Genomic DNA, 17038 nt, shown 5'->3' with positions numbered 1-17038 from the left:
CACCTCCTATTATCTAAATATTCTGTATAATTATATTAGATTCCTTCTTTCCATTTCTACTATTTAATCATATGAAAAAGCCTATTTTAAAATAGGCTGTTCTATTACCTCTCATAATCATCCACAATCACTTGAATGAAACGATACGATTCTTCTGCTACTTTTTCATTACTATCCCTATTCGCATCATATGTAATTAACGCCTTCCAAAGTGCCCATCCTCTCGCTCTATTCCACGTTTCTTCATCCATGCGTAATACTTCTTTAAATACATTTCTACTATTTTCATCAAAAAACGTCCACGCCATCGCTGCATCACAAGCAGGATCTCCTACACCTAAAATACCAAAATCAATTACAGCACAAAGCTTTCCATCTTTAACCAGTAAATTCCCTGGCGCTACATCTCCATGAACCCAAACTGGCTTACGATCCCATGTTGAACTAAGTGCTACATTCCAAAGGTGTTTTAATAATGCCTCGTCAAAAACATCCTTATTATTTTCAATAGCAACTCTCGCCTCTTCATCATATACAGATATAAGTCCGCCTCGGTAAAAATTATGTGTTCCAGCTAAAGGTCCGTTACTCGCATTAATAGATTGCAATTCTACTAAAAAAGATCCTAAGTCCGCCGCAAATTCATTTAAATCCCGAACGTTTTGTTTCGTAACTGTTTCTCCCTCTATCCACTTATTAATAGACCAAGGCAATGGATACGCTTCAGACGGATTTCCTTTCGCAAGTGGGGTAGAAATCGGTAAAGAAAGCCCCTTATTTAATATAGGAAGCCAACTATTTTCTTTCTCTACTTGCGGTGCATATGCCACATCACTTGGCAATCTTACACTCATCTCATCCCCTAAGTGAAACGTCCTATTATCATGCCCACTAAACTTTACAGGTTTCACTTCTAAATGGGCCCATTCAGGAAACTGTTCCTGTATTAACTTTTCAACTAAACTTACGTTAATTGGATGCATTCACATTCTCCTTTTCTTTTGAAACTTACTAAGCCCATCCGTACTTCCAACATATTCAAAACTATTTTTCTTATAAAAATCATTCAACGTACGATTATGCCCCACGCAATCTAACTTCAAATATTCTTTATCACATTGCACATTCTCTTCTACCCACCGTAAAATCCATTCTCCTATTCCATTTCCCTTATACTTCCGTTTCACCGCAAATCTATGAATATATAATGAATTAGAAACTTCCTCTTTACCAAAAATATGTTCATCCCATTCATTTTGTTTAGGAGAAACTGTAACCGTACCAACTATTTCATCTTCTTTCAGAACAGCATATGTATATTTCTCTCTTATACATTCTAGTATTTCAGCCGTAGCTTCCTCTCCTAAAAGATACTGCCACTGATCCACTTCTTTATATTGTAGCCATTGTGCTACCTCTTTTAATAAAAGGATAATACTATCACTTTCATTTTCAGTAGCAATTCGAATTGCATATTCTTTACTTATATTTCTCTCCATATTGCCTTTCCCCTTTCAAATTGCTACCATACTGACAAACGCGTTCTACCGTCGTTTTCGTCTGTAACATATTTCACATAAAATCCTTGTTTCCGTGCGTTTTCATACATTAATTCAATCGCTTTTTGATCTTTCACATAAATTTGTATGTATTGAGCATCCACTGCTAATACGATTAGCTCACACTTACTTTCCTTAAACTCTTCATATGTTTCAATATCTATCGCTTTTTCTCCTTTAGGATATGCTTTTAAATCTGCAAAAATAAGATAATATATGTTGTCTTTAACTAACTTTTTCAACGCTAACCCTTCCACTACACTTGGTTCTTCTGGAAATAATGCCTCATCCAATTCACCACGTGCTATTAAGTAGGACTCCTCATCCCTCACTCGCCAATCAAATACAGTAATATCAATTGGCTTTAATACTTTCCAAAGTAAATTATCATATCCATCTAGAATATCTACTGTAATCCCTCTTTTCATATGCTTGCTCCTAACTTATTCATTTTCGTTTCATACATTATATATCAAATGTAATTACTATATTTTGTCGATACATATGTACATCATAAAAAAACCGCTCCACGACTAGCGAAACGGTTTCCTTCTGCTTACATTTAAATATTTCATTCAATTGTTGGACTACGTTTTAAAATATTTTTTAATATATGCACCACATCATTCGTTCATTCTTAATGCTCACTTCGACTTTACAAAGTAATATAAAAACCATACTGCATGATTTTGTTCATCCGCAGCTATTCTCCGTAACAACTCTTTCAAATGTACATCCGATGTCTCATCTGAAATTTCCAAATAAAAATCTACTGTTTTTTGTTCATCTTGTATAGCGAACTCTAATCCTTGTAAATACGTATTTGGGCAGTCTTCAGTAATTTGTGGTTTTGGCTGCCTACCAGTTAAGTTCGTATAAATTTGTACAAAGTTGTGGAAATGCTTTATTTCATCATTACGAATTTCAAGAATTTGTTTTTGTTCTACTTGATTTGGAGCCATATTCGCTAATTTTGCATAGCAGCTTATAGCGCTATACTCTCCATTAATAGCTTTTTCAATATCACTAATTAACTTATCATTCTGCCTATACCAATCATAATAATTCGAATTATACATCATATCCCCCCATACTTTCGCTTAACATTTTATGCATTTAGAAATAGTAGGAGCCTGTGTATATAACGGGACGGCTTTAGATTGAAAGAAAAGTTTGAGAAAAGGGTCTATTTTGTAAAGGAATTGCTTATTCATAAAGTGAAACTATAATCAGTGGGGATTTTACTACACGGCAAATAGCGGATAAAATATCACTATTTTTTTGTACGCTGTTGCTATAAATTCGCGAATGAATCAGGTTTCCAACCAGATGTGGTGTTGAGATGCGAAGCTATTATGAATCCAGTCATATAACTAGGAGGTACCACTATGCCATCTTTATTTAAAACTATGGCCTTCCAGCTGAAAACCGAAAGACTTGAGCTTAGTATGTGGGAGGAATCCGATTCCGTTTGGCTGAGCAAATTAATTGGCGAACGTGGCGTGGACATTCCAGCCGTTGATTCCGTTCGTAACCGGCTTATTGAGATGCGCAAGAAGGCAGACGAAAATGGTATTTCCCTTCTCACTATTCGAAGGAGAGACGAAGGCGATTTCATTGGGTACTGTGGCTTAATTATCGGTCGTTCCACACTTGAAGAGCCGGAGATTGCATACGAGTTGTTCCGCAGCGCTCATGGTAAAGGTTATGCGACTGAGGCCGCATCTGTTGTACTGGACGCGGCGATTGCTACTGGGCGCCAAAGACTTTGGTCGACTGTAGGTGCTTGGAATATCGCTTCCCTCCGGGTACTAGAAAAGATAGGATTTAAGCGGCATCACAGTACGTGGGATGATGAACGTGGTGAGATTGTTTGGAACGTACGCAATCTTTAAAGATTTCGCCTTAATTTTAAACACTACACTTTTCAACAATCAGGCATTTACATTGAGAAAAAATCACAAACAAGCCGTTTCACTAATTAGTGAAACGGCTTGTTTTTAAGCGTTCAATTCTGTTTTATGCCCTTTTACTACACTACGTTTGAGTGCAGTTGCTAATATAGTAACCATACTTACTATACCAATCCAAACGAGTACAGTAACAGGTGTATTCCAGCTTAACCCTTTTCCGAAGAAGAAGATTTCTCTTAGGCCTTCAATCATAAATTTCATTGGTAACCATGAGTAAACCCAGTCTTGATAAAACGGAGACAACATCTCAGGTGCTAATGATAATAACGGTGCCCCGAAGAATAGTAATAAAGCGAATAAACCGATTCCTTTTAGCCCAACTAATGATAGTACTGCAGATATCATTAAGAAGAAACTAAAAGAAGTAATGGATAAGAATAGAGCTGTATCCGTGAAGTTCGAAATATTTAACCCTACCATCCCATCTGCAATCCATGTAAGACCAAACCCAATTACAAGTGTCGCAATAGCTCCTGTTACGATTTGTTTTACTTTTAACAGAAAGTTTTCTTTTCTTGAGCTTACTGGCATTTTACTAATCGCAATAAAAATAATCGCTGCACTAGCTAAACTTGCAATCCATAACGGCTGGAATAATGATATTGGTGAGTTACCGTTCGCACTATTTTTGCCGACCTCATTCACATTTTTCACGTTCTTTACAATAGGTGTTACTAATTTCTCAGCTTGATTTGTTGTTACAGTAGCTCCTTTTGCTTTCAACCCTTCTAATATTTGTGTACGAACAGTATTGTTCATATTATCAACAATCGCCTGTAATATTTGCCCTGCCATAGTTGATGCAGCCGTATTCATTCCTTGATTAATATATATTTCTATCTCAGGTGAAGATGGCTGTGGTGTTCGTAACGACGCTTGTTTTGCGCTAAATTCTTTCGGGATGACTAATGCCGCGTAATACTCTTTATTGTTTAATCCCTTTTGAACGGCTTCTTTATTTTTTACTTCTACCCACTTTACTGCGGGTTCTTCCTCTGATTTCGCTGTTTTTTTCATGTTATCAACGATCGTTTGCCCCATATTCATTTTCGGTTGATTTGGAATTTCTACACCTTGATCCTCATTTACAATTGCAATTGGCAAGTTTTTCGGCTGCGGTTGAACAGTTGGAAATAGCGTTAATGAAAAAATAAAAACAACAAGTAGTGCAATAACTGGTGATAAAAATAAAAGTTTATTTTTAAACATTTTCTTTTCTCCTCCCTTAATTTGATCTATAATAACCAACAACGTGTTGTTTATTTATATTTTGAATTATATGTTCGAGTTGAACCTTATACAATAATCAAAAATCGTGAATGTGTTGGTTATAAGACACATTTTCCAAATGTGTTGAGTAAAATTAAGGAGGGATATGCTTTGCGCGATAATAATTTAGATTTGCGTGTTGTTCGTACGAAAACTGCCATACGAAATGCATTGGTGGAGCTAATTGAAGAAAAAGGTTTTGACGCCATTACAGTGAAAGATATTACAACGAAAGCAAACATTAATCGCGGTACTTTCTATGCGCACTATCAAGATAAATTTGATTTAATGACAAAATGCCAAGAAGACATTATGTACGAGTTTTCTAGCATTGCTAAACAGAAATTCCCGGAAGTTATTGCTGACCTTGGATCAAATCCTTCTCCAACAATGCCATTTATACTTATCACTTCTATTCTTGAATTTCTAAATGAAAATAGTGATTTTATGAGAGCTGTACTAAGTCCGAAAGGAGATTTATCTTTCCAAACAAAACTGAAAGACTTTATGTGGAAAACATTATTTGAAGATACGAATGGTCCTCTCATTAATAAGGAGAATTTACTTGTTCCAAGCGAATATTTAACTTCTTATATGGCATCTGCACATATAGGTGTCATCCAACAATGGTTAAATAATGGACAAAAAGAAACACCTGAGGAGATTGCTCGCTTTTTATCAACAATCGCAGTTCATGGACCTTTTTATGCTGCTGGCTTAAAGAAATAAGCCCGCTTGCTTAGTAATTTCTATTATTTTATTAATAACTTGAAATTTATGTTTCTGTAAAAAAGCTGTTGAAAGGACTTCCCCTTCAACAGCTTCTACATTATTAACGATATAAACGAACTGCACCTGCAGAATTATCATCTGCTTGTCCAACTACTTCAAATTTCAATCCGAATTTTGGTAATTTACGTCCTGCATCTGGGATTAAATCATTTATATACAATTTAGAGTCATCAAACTTCGTTACACCTGGTAATCCTTTGTAATCATATGTTCCGCGTGTTGGAGATACGACTTTCCATGCTGGCGTTTGGTTAAGGGAGAACGCAGCATCTGCGATTTGGAATCGTGTACTATTTTTAACAGTTGGTTTGCCGTTTAGTGTTCCAACAATTGCCTCTGGGTGAGAGTCAACAACTCCTAAGAAACCTTCACCTGGATGTAAACCAACCCAATTATCTGTAAAGCTAGAGTCTGCATACCATACTAGCAGACCTGTATTATATGGTACACCACTGCTATATTTTAACGCTTGATCAGCACCAGCATAGTTTCTCCACTCTAAATAGTAGTTATGCTTCTTCTTATCAAAACCGTCTGCTACAACAAAACCATTTAATTTAAATTTCGTTTCGCCTTCTGCATCATCAGAGAACACAACATTTCCATCTACAGTTAATGTAGCATTATCAAAAGTAAAACCGGTCGGCGCTAAACCACCATCTGTAATGTATTCGAATACTAATTTTACTTTTTGACCTTTGAATTTGCTTAAGTCATAAGACTTATCTACCCATTTACCATCTGTTGTGTCTAGACCATTTTTCACATTTTTTTCACCAATTCGATCCACTAACGTTTTCGTACCATCTTCTTTCACTGCATGTACTTCAAGGAAGTCATAATCCGTTTCAATTTCATACATTGATTTATAATCAAACCTCGCATTTGTTGCATTTGTTAAATCAAACACTGGCGTTTCTAATGTTGTATGAAGGTTATCACCTTTTGTACTATAGTAGTACTTCTTACCGAATGCAGGCTGAATACCTTTTACCTCTTTATCTGGTAAGTTAACACGAATCAGACCAGGACGATTTGATTTCGTTACACTTTGATCTAAATACGTCGCATAGCCAATACCACGATTTAATTTATTATAGTCAACCTCTACAATATTGGCCCAGTTTCCACCCATGTTCTTTTGAAAGAACTCTTTGTTTTGTGGAGAGAAACTCGGTGGCGTTGTTCCTGCAATTTTACCAGCCCAGCTACCGCCACTCATAACAGACCAGGAGTTAATTGGCTCACCTGCTCCTGTGTACTTCGTATCATACTCATCTGGAAGACCTAAATCATGACCAAATTCATGTGCGAATACACCAACCGCTCCGTCTTCTGGCTCAATTGTGTAGTCGTATGCTGCCATCTTACCGCCCCAGTTATCAACTTTTGCTTTTGTTCCTTCAATTGGATATGGTGTTCCAAGGTGCCAACGATGTGACCAAATTGCATCATCACCTAGTCTACCACCGCCCCCATCTTGCCCAACTCCAGCGTGAATGACCATTAAGTGATCAATCAGACCATCTGGTTCATTTTTATTGCCATCACCATTATTGTCATATTGATCGTATTCGTCAAATTCAGATAAATCAATACCACTTTCTACAGCCGCATTTAATGCCTCTTTTACAAAATCACGAGGTCCTTTTGGTCCCATATTATCATGACCGCCATCTCCTGCATCTGCGCCATAATCTGCCGCATTACCAGGAACTGTCAACCACTTTGTTACTGTGCCATCTACTGTATAACTACCACCAGATTGCTCTTCATAATATTGTTTAAATGTTGGTACTTTTGAACCATCAAAGAGTGTAAATGGCTCATTACCAAATAACATTTTTTGATAATGTTCTGGATTAAAATCATTTGAATACATATAACCTGGTACTTGATCAATATTGTTATGCTTAAAGTCCGCAAACTCTACTAGCAATACGAGAACTTTATCTTTACGAACATCACCGTTATATTGTTTTTGCTTCGCTGAAGTAGTTGGTACTTGGCCGTTTAATCCCCCTTTAACCGGCTCTTGTCCCGCTACTGGACCACTAGCAGGTTGATCTGCTTTTTCTTTCTCACCTGCTTTTGCATCTTTAACTTTTTTCAAAAAGTCAGCAGCTTCTCTCGTAACACTATCCCCCGCTGCTGGTTCTTTTCCCGCATTTTCTCCTTTTTTCTTCTCTACGTATTTTTCAACAGCTTTTAATGTGTCTTCTTTCGACGTAGATTCACTAATTACACCGCGTTTCTTGAGCGCATCTGCTAAACGCTCCTCTTGAATTAAATTTTCATCAATCGGACTTAAAGTTTCCCCATTAGACGATGTTGCCGCATAAACAGATTGACCCCCATACCCAAACGTGCAACTAAGCACAGCTGCCGCCGCAAGCGTAGACAGCACTTTAAAAGGTTTTTTCTTCATCCCTATTCCTCCCCAATATTAAATACGATACAACGTTTATATATTACAGAAAATTCAGAAAATTATCAATGCATTGTCTGAATTTGTAATATTTTTGAAAAAATCCTTTGTTTTAGATGAACATACATTCTGATTCATCAATATTCCAGAAAATATTGATGAAAGTTGATAAAACTATTAAAATCATAAAGAAATCGTCCACTATATTTAGTGGACGATTTCTTTATTTATCTAAAATACAACTACAACACTTCAATATATCCTTCTGTTCCATGTACCCGAATTCGTTGCCCGTCTTTTATTAGTTTCGTAGCGTTCTCTACTCCAACAACTGCTGGCAGGCCATACTCACGTGCAATCACTGCTCCATGCGTCATAAGCCCGCCGACTTCAGTGACTAACCCTTTTATAGAAACAAACAAAGGTGTCCACCCAGGATCGGTAAATGCCGTAACTAATATATCTCCCTCTTCCAAATTCGCGTCTTCCATGTTTAAAATAACGCGTGCTCTCCCCTCAACCACTCCAGAAGAAACAGGCAAACCTACAATGGCTTCAGCTGGGAGATTTTCGCGTTTGTACTTACCTGTAATGATTTCTCCATCAGACGTGATAACACGCGGGGGGGTTAGTTTTTCATATAATTTGTACGCATTTTTTTGTTTATGAATAATCTTGTAATTTAGTTTATTTGTGCGGACGACTTCGTAAAGTTCTTCAAAAGTTAGATAGTATATATCTTCTATTTCATCCAGAACATTATTTTGCACAAGTTTCTCTGCTTCTTTCAGTAATGCCTGCTTATATATGAAATAACGATGAATCATGCCGTATTTCGGATATTCACGATAACCGATGAAATTGCGGATGTTACAAATCATTCTCTTCGTCTCTTCTACTTTTTGTTCCCCATCCGGCAAGTGCTGCAATCGCTCTAACAGCTCTTCTTCTTTTTTCAAAGCTTCCTGCAGCCCTTCTTCAAACTTCCGCTTACTAGCACCATATTCAAAGTCCCTTATATGATTCAAAATCATCGGTATAATTGTAGCTGGCTGTTCACTCCAGCGCGTTTTCGTAATGTCGATTTCTCCGCTGCATCTCATTCCATATTTGCTTAGAAACGCCCCGATTGCATCCCGAACTTTTTCCCCGCCTTTAAACTGAATTAATTCATCTAAAAAGCTATCATCTTCTACATGCTGTAAATACGTAATGACTTCTGGATACGGCCGAATCACATCTGCGACATCCAATAACGCTAGCCCCATTTCTGACGTAATATTATGTTGTACAGATTGTGAAAGTACATCTGCTGCATTCTTTTCCCCTAACCATTGTTCCATCTTTTCATTAATCCATGATGAAGCATTCATACCTGCCATAATGATAGCTATACTTTGCGAGTTAAATAATACTTTCTTTAATTGCTGAATGTCTTCTAAAATAAAATCAAGTACATCTACCCCTGATTTCGTTTGCATGTTTCGTTTTAACTCTTCTATTGATGATTCACTATTCTTTATTAAATTCCTAACGATTTCCGGATCGTTTTCAGGTTGTGGTTGCGAACTTGCAGGTGGCACTTTTTTACTGAGATCCTTTTCTTTTTCATCATCCGATAACAATTCAATAAAATTCTCTCGCTCAATTACAGTCGTTAATGCATCTCGTATGAGCGGATCCGATTTACCTAAAGTGTTTATTAAGTAATCTCTACTAGCAGGTGAAGCTAGTCTTTGCGTAGCATCAACAAATAGCCTGCCTCCAGCTTTACACATAGGTGCACTAGTCGTTAACAGGAAAAAAGATAAACCTAATGGTTTCATCGCATCGGTCATCATTTGTTGGTGACCAACTGATATATACACGTGATTTTTCCCATCATTTACTTCTGGAATTGGATATAAAGTCGTAATCGGTCTGCTTTGGACTATATAAATTGTATCATCAACTAAGCACCATTCAATATCTTGCGGACAACCAAAATAAGCTTCAATTTGTCTTCCGATGCGTGCTAGTTGTAACATCTGTTGTTCAGTAAGTGTTTGAATTTTTTGCTGATTAGGAGCAATTTTCTTTCTCTCTGTTCCGCCTTCTTTTCGTCCATAGATGGCTAATTTTTTCGTTGCGATGACCTTTTCGACGATTTCGTCTTCTTTTACCTTATAATTATCGGCAGAAACCAATCCAGATACTAGCGCCTCGCCAAGTCCAAAGCTGGCATCGATTGATAACACCTTCCTATTCGAAGTAATTGGATCCGCAGTAAATAAAATCCCTGAAGCTTCAGGGAAAACCATTTTTTGAACGACAACACATATAGAAACTTGATTATGATCAAAACCGTTTTGCATTCGGTATATAACTGCTCGATCTGAATATAAAGAAGCCCAGCATTTTTTTATATGCTGCAAAATGTTTTCTTTTCCAATAATATTTAAATACGTATCTTGTTGACCAGCAAACGAGGCATACGGTAAATCTTCAGCAGTAGCACTAGACCGCACTGCATACGCATGTTCATCGCCAAAGTGCGAGAGATAATGAGCTACTGATTCCACTACATCAACTGGAATTTCCACCGCCATAATGACTTCTCTAATCTGCTTACTAATTTCACCAATTCGATCTCGGTCTTCAATTTTTAGCATTGTTAATTGATTCAATAAAGTTTGAAATGCTCCATTTTTTCCGATGGCCTGTTCATACCCTACCGTTGTAACACAAAATCCTTCTGGCACTTGTATCCCTTGAATATTGGATAACTCCCCTAAATTCAATCCTTTTCCACCAACGAGAAAAAGCTGCGTTTTTTCTATTTCCTGAAAATCGAGAACGAAAGAACTCATTTGGCACCTCTCCTTACTATTCATGTGTTCTTGATTGTAACAGTAGTAAATGAGAAGAAACAGTCTATTTCGAACGTAAATTACATGATATAATTAAGTTAGGAAGAAAATAATAAGATGCCCCAGCTGCTCTGTTTTGCAACTGGGGCATCTTATTTAATACCCATATTTAACTTAAATGTTTCTATTGTGTCAGCGGCTTTACGATATCCACCAGCATCTTTTAAAGTACATTTGATTTTATGACTATTTTCTAAGTATACATTATTCGATAATATCTCCATTACTGCATGATGTAATATTACTGGAGTAAGCTTTTTTAGATTTAATTGTATGCCAGCTTTTAAATCTTCTATTCTTTGAGCCACTATCGGTTGATCTCCCATAACTGGTATAACAATCATAGGAACACCAAAATATAAGCTTTCACTAGAACTATTCATTCCCCCATGTGTAATAAAAAGATTAGCTTGTTTCAAGACCTCTAACTGAGGCACATAATTATAAACTTTGAAATTGGGTGGGATATTTTTCAATTGGTTGATGTCGATATGTTTTCCTACGGACAATATGATTGTAGCAGGAAAATTTTTAAATGTTTCAAAGCATATGTAATAAAAATCCATCTGTTGATTAAATACAGTTCCCATAGAGATATAAATGAGTTTCTCTTCTTCCTTTTGTTTAAAAACAACTTCTTGTACATCTTTCCGTGATGTAATAGAGGGTCCAACAAAGATATAAGAATCATCCAATTCCTCCACATCAGGTTGAAAAAATTTAGAGGTATATACGATAGTAATATTTCCAGCACACGTCATTACATTTTTCTTTTGATTCATAGAAAAACCACATACCTTTTGCCACTTTTCTAGAATATGCGTAACTTCTTGATAAAGAGGTGACTTTTTGTCCCCTTCATTGTGATTATTCATCAATACGTTAAATAACTTTTTCGTAACTGCAAATGTTGTACATGAAGAGATTTTAGGTAAATTTAATGATTCAGCTATCATCCATCCTACTGCAAAATTATTATCATATATTACGTAATCATACTTTTCTTCTTTCAGCTCTTCTATAATAATCTTTATTATGTTGTCCATGGATTTTACCATGTGTAACAATAGTTCAGAGGAATTTATTTTTCCATTCATTCTTTCCAACATGTCTACTTTTTCTAAAAAATTTTCATATGGACGAAACGAAGCTCCTGTTTTTTCAATCTTCCCCTTATACTCTTCTACACAATAGTAAACAACTTCTTCTCCTCTTTTTACTAATTCTTCAATAAGAGCAAGAGTTGGGTTCACATGTCCTTCCCCTGGAAAATTAAACATTAGTACCTTTGCCATATGATAGTTCCTCCTCTCAAATTAAAAACTTTCTATAATCAAGTACGTTTCTCTCCTCATTTTAATAAGAGTACTTGTGATAGTAAATGTAATAAACGAGTAAGAAACAAAGTTGATATACTATAAATTTTTCATAGGTGGATGCCTACTTCAAGTAGAGACTTTCTGAATTACGATAGAAATAAATTTGAATATGCACTCTATGTATAAGTAAACGGAATGCGAAATACTAAAGGAAATGAATGAAATTGTATTTATAAAACGACATCCTCCAAAATGGATTTTTAAAATTAGGGAACTATAATATGTATGAAAATAACTTAAGGGGGAGAAAAATTGGACAATGAAATGAATTATGGAAGTGATTACAAGTTTATTCCAGCAACTTCAATTGAAAGTGGTCACGGCATCGAAGTATTACCTGATTTATTTTGTTACACGATTCAAATTGTCAATATATGCTTTGTTGGAAATCCGCATACCAATGATTTTGTTTTAGTTGATGCTGGAATGCCTAAATGTGCAAATGAAATTATCTCTATCGCTGAGGATCGATTTGGTACCAATAGTCGCCCAAAAGCAATTATTTTAACTCACGGTCATTTTGATCATGTTGGGGGGATAATTGAACTCATCAAGCATTGGGATGTTCCCGTCTATGCACATCAAATGGAGCTACCGTTCCTGACCGGACAACAAAGCTATCCAGAACCAGACCCTACAGTTGAAGGTGGTATGGTAGCGAAAATGTCTCCTCTGTTCCCAAACGAACCAATTGACTTAGGAAATAATGTAAAAGCGCTACCTACCGATGGAACTGTTCCCCATATGCCAGAGTTTAGATGGATTCATACACCAGGACATACTCCAGGGCATATTTCATTATTCCGAGAAAAAGACCGAACTTTAATTGCTGGGGACGCTTTTGTTACAGTGAAACAGGAGTATCTATATAAAGTCATAACTCAAGAACAGGAAATAAGCGGTCCGCCTCGCTATTTAACAACAAACTGGAAAGCCGCTAAAGAGTCAGTTCTTAAGCTAGAAAAGTTAAAGCCTCTAACCGCTGTTACTGGACATGGAATACCGATGTCGGGTGAATTGCTATCAACAAGCCTCAAAACACTCGTTCAAGAATTTGATAAAATTGCTGTACCTGATTACGGAAAATATATAGATAAAAAGATGCATTAAACGCGGAAATACTTTGTTTATTTTTATATTAATGAATCAAAGTATAATGCAAAATCATCCTTTAAAAGCTTTTAAACTTAATCTGTTAAAAAACTGAATGTAGGCAATATCTATATTCTAAGAATAGCACTACTCTTTTGGAATAAAAATTGAAATTTCGCAAACACTATATATAATAAAGTCTGCTTCTTACCTAGGCTTTATTTCTTGCCATTAAAGAGCAGTCATAATCAATAACTGCTCTTTTTAATTTTTTAGTATAAGCTCAATTTTTTTGTTCATACTATACTTAACCCATGAGATAGTTATACTCCTTAATTTCATGGATGTAAATTTCTCACTGCAGTTAGCTTTTGCTAACTGCTTTTTTATTTATAGAACAATTACATAAAATTTGTTTTTGAAAATAGAATTATAAGTAGATTGTTATTGAGGGGAGAATCTTAATTATGAAAAACAATATACATGTTTATGTAGGATTGATTTCATCTATAAGTATCTTTTTACTTTCGCTATTATTTCTATATTTTAATCCGTATAGCGATCAACTATCTAATAAAGACTTTTTCATCACGGTTCTTTTCATGTTATTACTCCCCTCTTTTTGGGCGTTCATTTCAATAGTTAAAAGAGAAAATATTTTGATTTTAATTTGCAGTATTTGGTTATTACCTGGAGGAATCTATTTCGGAATATCTACAATTCCAAGTGTTTGGAATTTATATATTTTATTTCTACTTTTTTATTTTTTGTTTGTTTTTCAAATGAAAACTAAACAAAGTTAATTCAAAATGAATGACTCTCCTGTTTAAAACATGTACAAACATCCGTTATAGCTTGTACTAAAAATTCTAGTTCAAGAGATTCCCGATAACAACTTTTTTTACCAATAATCACCACATATTATACAAACATCTACTTCTATTTAAAAAATAATTCTCTAACAAGTTCTTAAATATAGATTCTCGTATTCTAAAACAGCCTTTGTATAATTTCTTAAATATTTTAGAATGAATTTATATTAGTAGAATTTAATCAATTTATTAACAATGGAAATTACCATTTAGTCTTAACTATTCGACCTATATATAAACTATAGTTTTTCTCTAAAGATAATTTCCATATCTTCATTTTAATATTGCATTTGTATCGCCTTTTGCACATTCTGCACATCATTTTTTAATAGCTGCTTTAAATCATAAGCTGGATAGTAACCACGTTCATACATAAAATTAAAAACCTGTGCGTGTAATTGTATAGCACCATTTATTTGACGGGTTAAAACTTCTCTAAGTCGCGGTGTTGCAGTTTCAGTAATCGCTATTGCATAATTTCGAACAGATGTCTTTGCTAACCCAAGCAAATCTCCAGCGTAAAATCCAGTGTCATCACGATGTTGCGATTGAAATCCAGGAGCATATGGATAAAACTGTACTAACTCTTGTAAATTGTTTTGTATAGCATTTATAGCTTTAATATATAACGATTGAAGTGCTTGATCTGGTACATTTCTAACTGATTTTTTTAATTTAATTAAACCATTCGCTTGGAATGCTACTAATTCATGTAAATCCAATGTTTCATGCCAAGCTAATTGATTAGGATAAGACATAGATGTTCCTCCTTAATATGCATTCATTCTACATTATGCAAAAAAATTCAAAAAGGGCCTATACTATATGAATTCATTTCAATCTAATTTATCATTTCTTTCCATTCTTCTATGTTAATCACAATAAAATAGACCTAATTCCTCTTCCCTACTTTTTTATATCCTTAATTTTGATTTTCAAAATGACTTCTTCGCCTTTACAATCTATAAATTTAATTTTTTCTTCTTTAAAAATCCACATCATAATACATCCTTTCTTATTTCGTTATAAACCATACTAGTTAGAAAATATAAATGTGAACATTGTACCTACATATTTTTTCAAATTTTATAGTTACTTAAATTTATACATTATTAGATATTAAAGTAACTCGTTGCAGGGGTTACCCATTAAATTATTTCATTTTAATAAATCGAAAAATAATTATTCTTGCTGTGTTAGTCACCCATTCCTAAGTAATTAATAGGCTATATATTATGACTTAGGAGGGATAAAAAGATGACTATACTTTATGATAAAGACTCTTTACAAAAAATTTTTACTACCCTTCCACATTGGCAACAAGAAGCTTTTCGTTCTTTCAAATTGAAAATGACAGATAAAAATAAACCTTTCCCTTGTATACCAGCCCAACACGGTTTTACAGCCAATCACCTCAGATACGGATTCATTGGTGATCCTAGAGATATGAGTACTAGTGCGGATTTTGCTGCATTACTTAAAGAATATACTGAATGTTCTAGAGAAACAGGTCAATATGCCTCATTTATTGTTTTTATTCATACACCAATAGATTTAGAGCGAGAAACTACAGTTGAAGATTTTGAACATATTTATTGGTCTCTCCTTAATACAACTAGCCGTTTGGACGAGATGGAATGGCCTACACACATTCCAAATGACCCTATGGAAAACACTTGGGAATTTTGCTTTCATAATGAATCATATTTTGTTTACTGCGCTACACCCGCCCATGTCAATAGACAAAGTAGACATTTTTCATGTATGATGCTCGCTTTAACCCCTAGATGGGTTTTACAGGGGATTATGAGCTCTGAGAAACGCAGTAGAAAACTAAAAAACTTAATACGTCAACGTCTAGCCGCTTATGATAAAGCTCCTATTCATCCTTCTCTCAAAGATTATGGTCAAAAAGATAATTATGAATGGCAGCAATATTTTTTACGTGATGATGAGACAATTCCAACAAAGTGTCCATTTTCTCGAATAATAAAATACTTGCATAAAAATAAGTAATCCCCTCTGCTTTTTATTATTTAGTTGTACAAACTTTAACCACTGAATAGATTTAATATAGATCAAATTTAGTGGGAGGAGCATGTTATACGTGGGAATATTTTTAAGTTATGTTTTCTTGGGTTTATCATTATCTGCTCCAATGGGGCCTATAAATGCTGCACAGTTAGAAAAGGGTATTAGAAGTGGCTTTTTTCACGCTTGGATTCTCGGCATAGGAGCCTTACTTGCAGATGTTATCTACATGGCACTTATTTATTTAGGTGTAATTCATTTCCTTGAAAAAGATATTATAAAACTTTTCTTATGGTCTTTCGGAGCTTTTGTTTTAATCTATACAGGCATCGAAAGTTTAAAAAACGCGAATCAAATTAGCATTAGTAATACTAGAAATGACGATTCAATTATTAAAAGCTTCTTTTCTGGTTTCTTTATGTCTTTATCTAATCCATTAACAATCCTATTTTGGCTTGGCATTTTCGGCTCGATATTAGCAAAAGCCGCTTCTTCTTATAATAAAGAGCAGCTTTTGTTATATAGCTTAGGGATTATTTTAGGTATTTTTATATGGGATATTACGATGGCAAGTACATCTAGTATGTTTCGTAAAATTTTGAATGCTCGTATATTGTCTCTTATAACGGTAGTATCTGGCGTATCACTTATTATTTATGGATTATATTTTGGTTTTCAAACTTACCAAATTATTTTCCGATAACTTCTATTATTTATTTCTGACATACTATTCC

General features: G+C 34.9%; 14 protein-coding genes. 5 read left to right on the top strand and 9 right to left on the bottom strand.

All coding sequences use genetic code 11. The features are described from left to right. Positions 1 to 104: 104 nt before the first annotated feature. The 4 genes from ACTFP3_RS11500 to ACTFP3_RS11485 form a co-directional block, all read right to left on the bottom strand. Positions 105 to 983, bottom strand: coding sequence for an aminoglycoside phosphotransferase family protein (locus ACTFP3_RS11500; RefSeq protein ID WP_086384926.1), 879 nt, complete (start codon positions 981 to 983; stop codon positions 105 to 107). Further along, positions 984 to 1499, bottom strand: coding sequence for a GNAT family N-acetyltransferase (locus ACTFP3_RS11495; RefSeq protein WP_153595720.1), 516 nt, complete (start codon positions 1497 to 1499; stop codon positions 984 to 986). It lies immediately after the preceding gene. Positions 1500 to 1522: 23 nt separating this feature from the next. Beyond that, positions 1523 to 1987: a DUF2691 family protein gene (locus ACTFP3_RS11490; RefSeq protein ID WP_006916820.1), complete on the bottom strand. Its 465-nt coding sequence runs from the start codon at positions 1985 to 1987 to the stop codon at positions 1523 to 1525. A gap of 216 nt (positions 1988 to 2203) precedes the next feature. After that, complete coding sequence (locus tag ACTFP3_RS11485) at positions 2204 to 2638, bottom strand: ferritin-like domain-containing protein (RefSeq protein WP_000282831.1); 435 nt, start codon at positions 2636 to 2638, stop codon at positions 2204 to 2206. 309 nt (positions 2639 to 2947) lie between these two features. On the opposite strand from ACTFP3_RS11485, the gene ACTFP3_RS11480 reads away from it, so the two are divergent. Then, positions 2948 to 3454: a GNAT family N-acetyltransferase gene (locus tag ACTFP3_RS11480; RefSeq protein WP_088363684.1), complete on the top strand. Its 507-nt coding sequence runs from the start codon at positions 2948 to 2950 to the stop codon at positions 3452 to 3454. A 105-nt stretch (positions 3455 to 3559) separates the two neighbouring features. Here ACTFP3_RS11480 and ACTFP3_RS11475 read toward each other — a convergent pair whose 3' ends face one another. Further along, a complete protein-coding gene (locus ACTFP3_RS11475; protein WP_000475844.1) occupies positions 3560 to 4741 on the bottom strand; it encodes a YhgE/Pip domain-containing protein in 1182 nt (393 codons plus the stop codon). Between the two features lie 171 nt (positions 4742 to 4912). Here ACTFP3_RS11475 and ACTFP3_RS11470 point away from each other — a divergent pair, with 171 nt between their 5' ends. Beyond that, positions 4913 to 5530 (top strand): TetR/AcrR family transcriptional regulator, encoded by a 618-nt coding sequence (locus ACTFP3_RS11470; RefSeq protein ID WP_001205505.1) that lies wholly within the window; start codon positions 4913 to 4915, stop codon positions 5528 to 5530. A 103-nt stretch (positions 5531 to 5633) separates the two neighbouring features. On the opposite strand, the gene ACTFP3_RS11465 is transcribed toward ACTFP3_RS11470, so the two are convergent. The 3 genes from ACTFP3_RS11465 to ACTFP3_RS11455 all read right to left on the bottom strand — a co-directional run bounded on the left by ACTFP3_RS11465 (position 5634) and on the right by ACTFP3_RS11455 (position 12225). Then, a complete protein-coding gene (locus ACTFP3_RS11465) occupies positions 5634 to 8021 on the bottom strand; it encodes an immune inhibitor A domain-containing protein (RefSeq protein WP_440010498.1) in 2388 nt (795 codons plus the stop codon). A 242-nt stretch (positions 8022 to 8263) separates the two neighbouring features. Next, positions 8264 to 10870, bottom strand: a complete 2607-nt coding sequence (ppsA, locus tag ACTFP3_RS11460; protein WP_440010495.1) for a phosphoenolpyruvate synthase — start codon at positions 10868 to 10870, stop codon at positions 8264 to 8266. Between the two features lie 152 nt (positions 10871 to 11022). Next, on the bottom strand, positions 11023 to 12225 hold the full coding sequence (locus ACTFP3_RS11455; RefSeq protein WP_326036678.1) for a macrolide family glycosyltransferase: 1203 nt from the start codon (positions 12223 to 12225) through the stop codon (positions 11023 to 11025). A 336-nt stretch (positions 12226 to 12561) separates the two neighbouring features. Here ACTFP3_RS11455 and ACTFP3_RS11450 point away from each other — a divergent pair, with 336 nt between their 5' ends. Beyond that, a complete protein-coding gene (locus ACTFP3_RS11450) occupies positions 12562 to 13419 on the top strand; it encodes an MBL fold metallo-hydrolase (RefSeq protein WP_006920795.1) in 858 nt (285 codons plus the stop codon). A 1132-nt stretch (positions 13420 to 14551) separates the two neighbouring features. On the opposite strand, the gene cotF is transcribed toward ACTFP3_RS11450, so the two are convergent. Next, on the bottom strand, positions 14552 to 15031 hold the full coding sequence (gene cotF / locus ACTFP3_RS11445; RefSeq protein ID WP_065484273.1) for a spore coat protein CotF: 480 nt from the start codon (positions 15029 to 15031) through the stop codon (positions 14552 to 14554). 499 nt (positions 15032 to 15530) lie between these two features. Here cotF and ACTFP3_RS11440 point away from each other — a divergent pair, with 499 nt between their 5' ends. Both ACTFP3_RS11440 and ACTFP3_RS11435 read left to right on the top strand, forming a co-directional pair. Then, the gene (locus ACTFP3_RS11440; RefSeq protein ID WP_242284648.1) at positions 15531 to 16289 is read left to right on the top strand and encodes a YqcI/YcgG family protein; all 759 of its coding nucleotides are present in this window, start codon (positions 15531 to 15533) and stop codon (positions 16287 to 16289) included. Positions 16290 to 16380: 91 nt separating this feature from the next. Continuing rightward, positions 16381 to 17007, top strand: a complete 627-nt coding sequence (locus ACTFP3_RS11435) for a LysE family transporter (protein ID WP_033692229.1) — start codon at positions 16381 to 16383, stop codon at positions 17005 to 17007. Positions 17008 to 17038: the final 31 nt, after the last annotated feature.

Source organism: Bacillus cereus group sp. MYBK5-2, assembly GCF_051915685.1.
GTDB lineage: Bacteria > Bacillota > Bacilli > Bacillales > Bacillaceae_G > Bacillus_A > Bacillus_A cereus.
This window is presented reverse-complemented; position numbering and strand designations above follow the sequence as displayed.

What these genes read in the sequence shown, in the direction of transcription:
- ACTFP3_RS11500 (WP_086384926.1), bottom strand. Translation starts at nt 983, where the DNA reads ATGCATCCAATTAACGTAAGTTTAGTTGAAAAGTTAATACAGGAACAG.
- ACTFP3_RS11495 (WP_153595720.1), bottom strand. Translation starts at nt 1,499, where the DNA reads ATGGAGAGAAATATAAGTAAAGAATATGCAATTCGAATTGCTACTGAA.
- ACTFP3_RS11490 (WP_006916820.1), bottom strand. Translation starts at nt 1,987, where the DNA reads ATGAAAAGAGGGATTACAGTAGATATTCTAGATGGATATGATAATTTA.
- ACTFP3_RS11485 (WP_000282831.1), bottom strand. Translation starts at nt 2,638, where the DNA reads ATGTATAATTCGAATTATTATGATTGGTATAGGCAGAATGATAAGTTA.
- ACTFP3_RS11480 (WP_088363684.1), top strand. Translation starts at nt 2,948, where the DNA reads ATGCCATCTTTATTTAAAACTATGGCCTTCCAGCTGAAAACCGAAAGA.
- ACTFP3_RS11475 (WP_000475844.1), bottom strand. Translation starts at nt 4,741, where the DNA reads ATGTTTAAAAATAAACTTTTATTTTTATCACCAGTTATTGCACTACTT.
- ACTFP3_RS11465 (WP_440010498.1), bottom strand. Translation starts at nt 8,021, where the DNA reads ATGAAGAAAAAACCTTTTAAAGTGCTGTCTACGCTTGCGGCGGCAGCT.
- ppsA (WP_440010495.1), bottom strand. Translation starts at nt 10,870, where the DNA reads ATGAGTTCTTTCGTTCTCGATTTTCAGGAAATAGAAAAAACGCAGCTT.
- ACTFP3_RS11455 (WP_326036678.1), bottom strand. Translation starts at nt 12,225, where the DNA reads ATGGCAAAGGTACTAATGTTTAATTTTCCAGGGGAAGGACATGTGAAC.
- cotF (WP_065484273.1), bottom strand. Translation starts at nt 15,031, where the DNA reads ATGTCTTATCCTAATCAATTAGCTTGGCATGAAACATTGGATTTACAT.
- ACTFP3_RS11440 (WP_242284648.1), top strand. Translation starts at nt 15,531, where the DNA reads ATGACTATACTTTATGATAAAGACTCTTTACAAAAAATTTTTACTACC.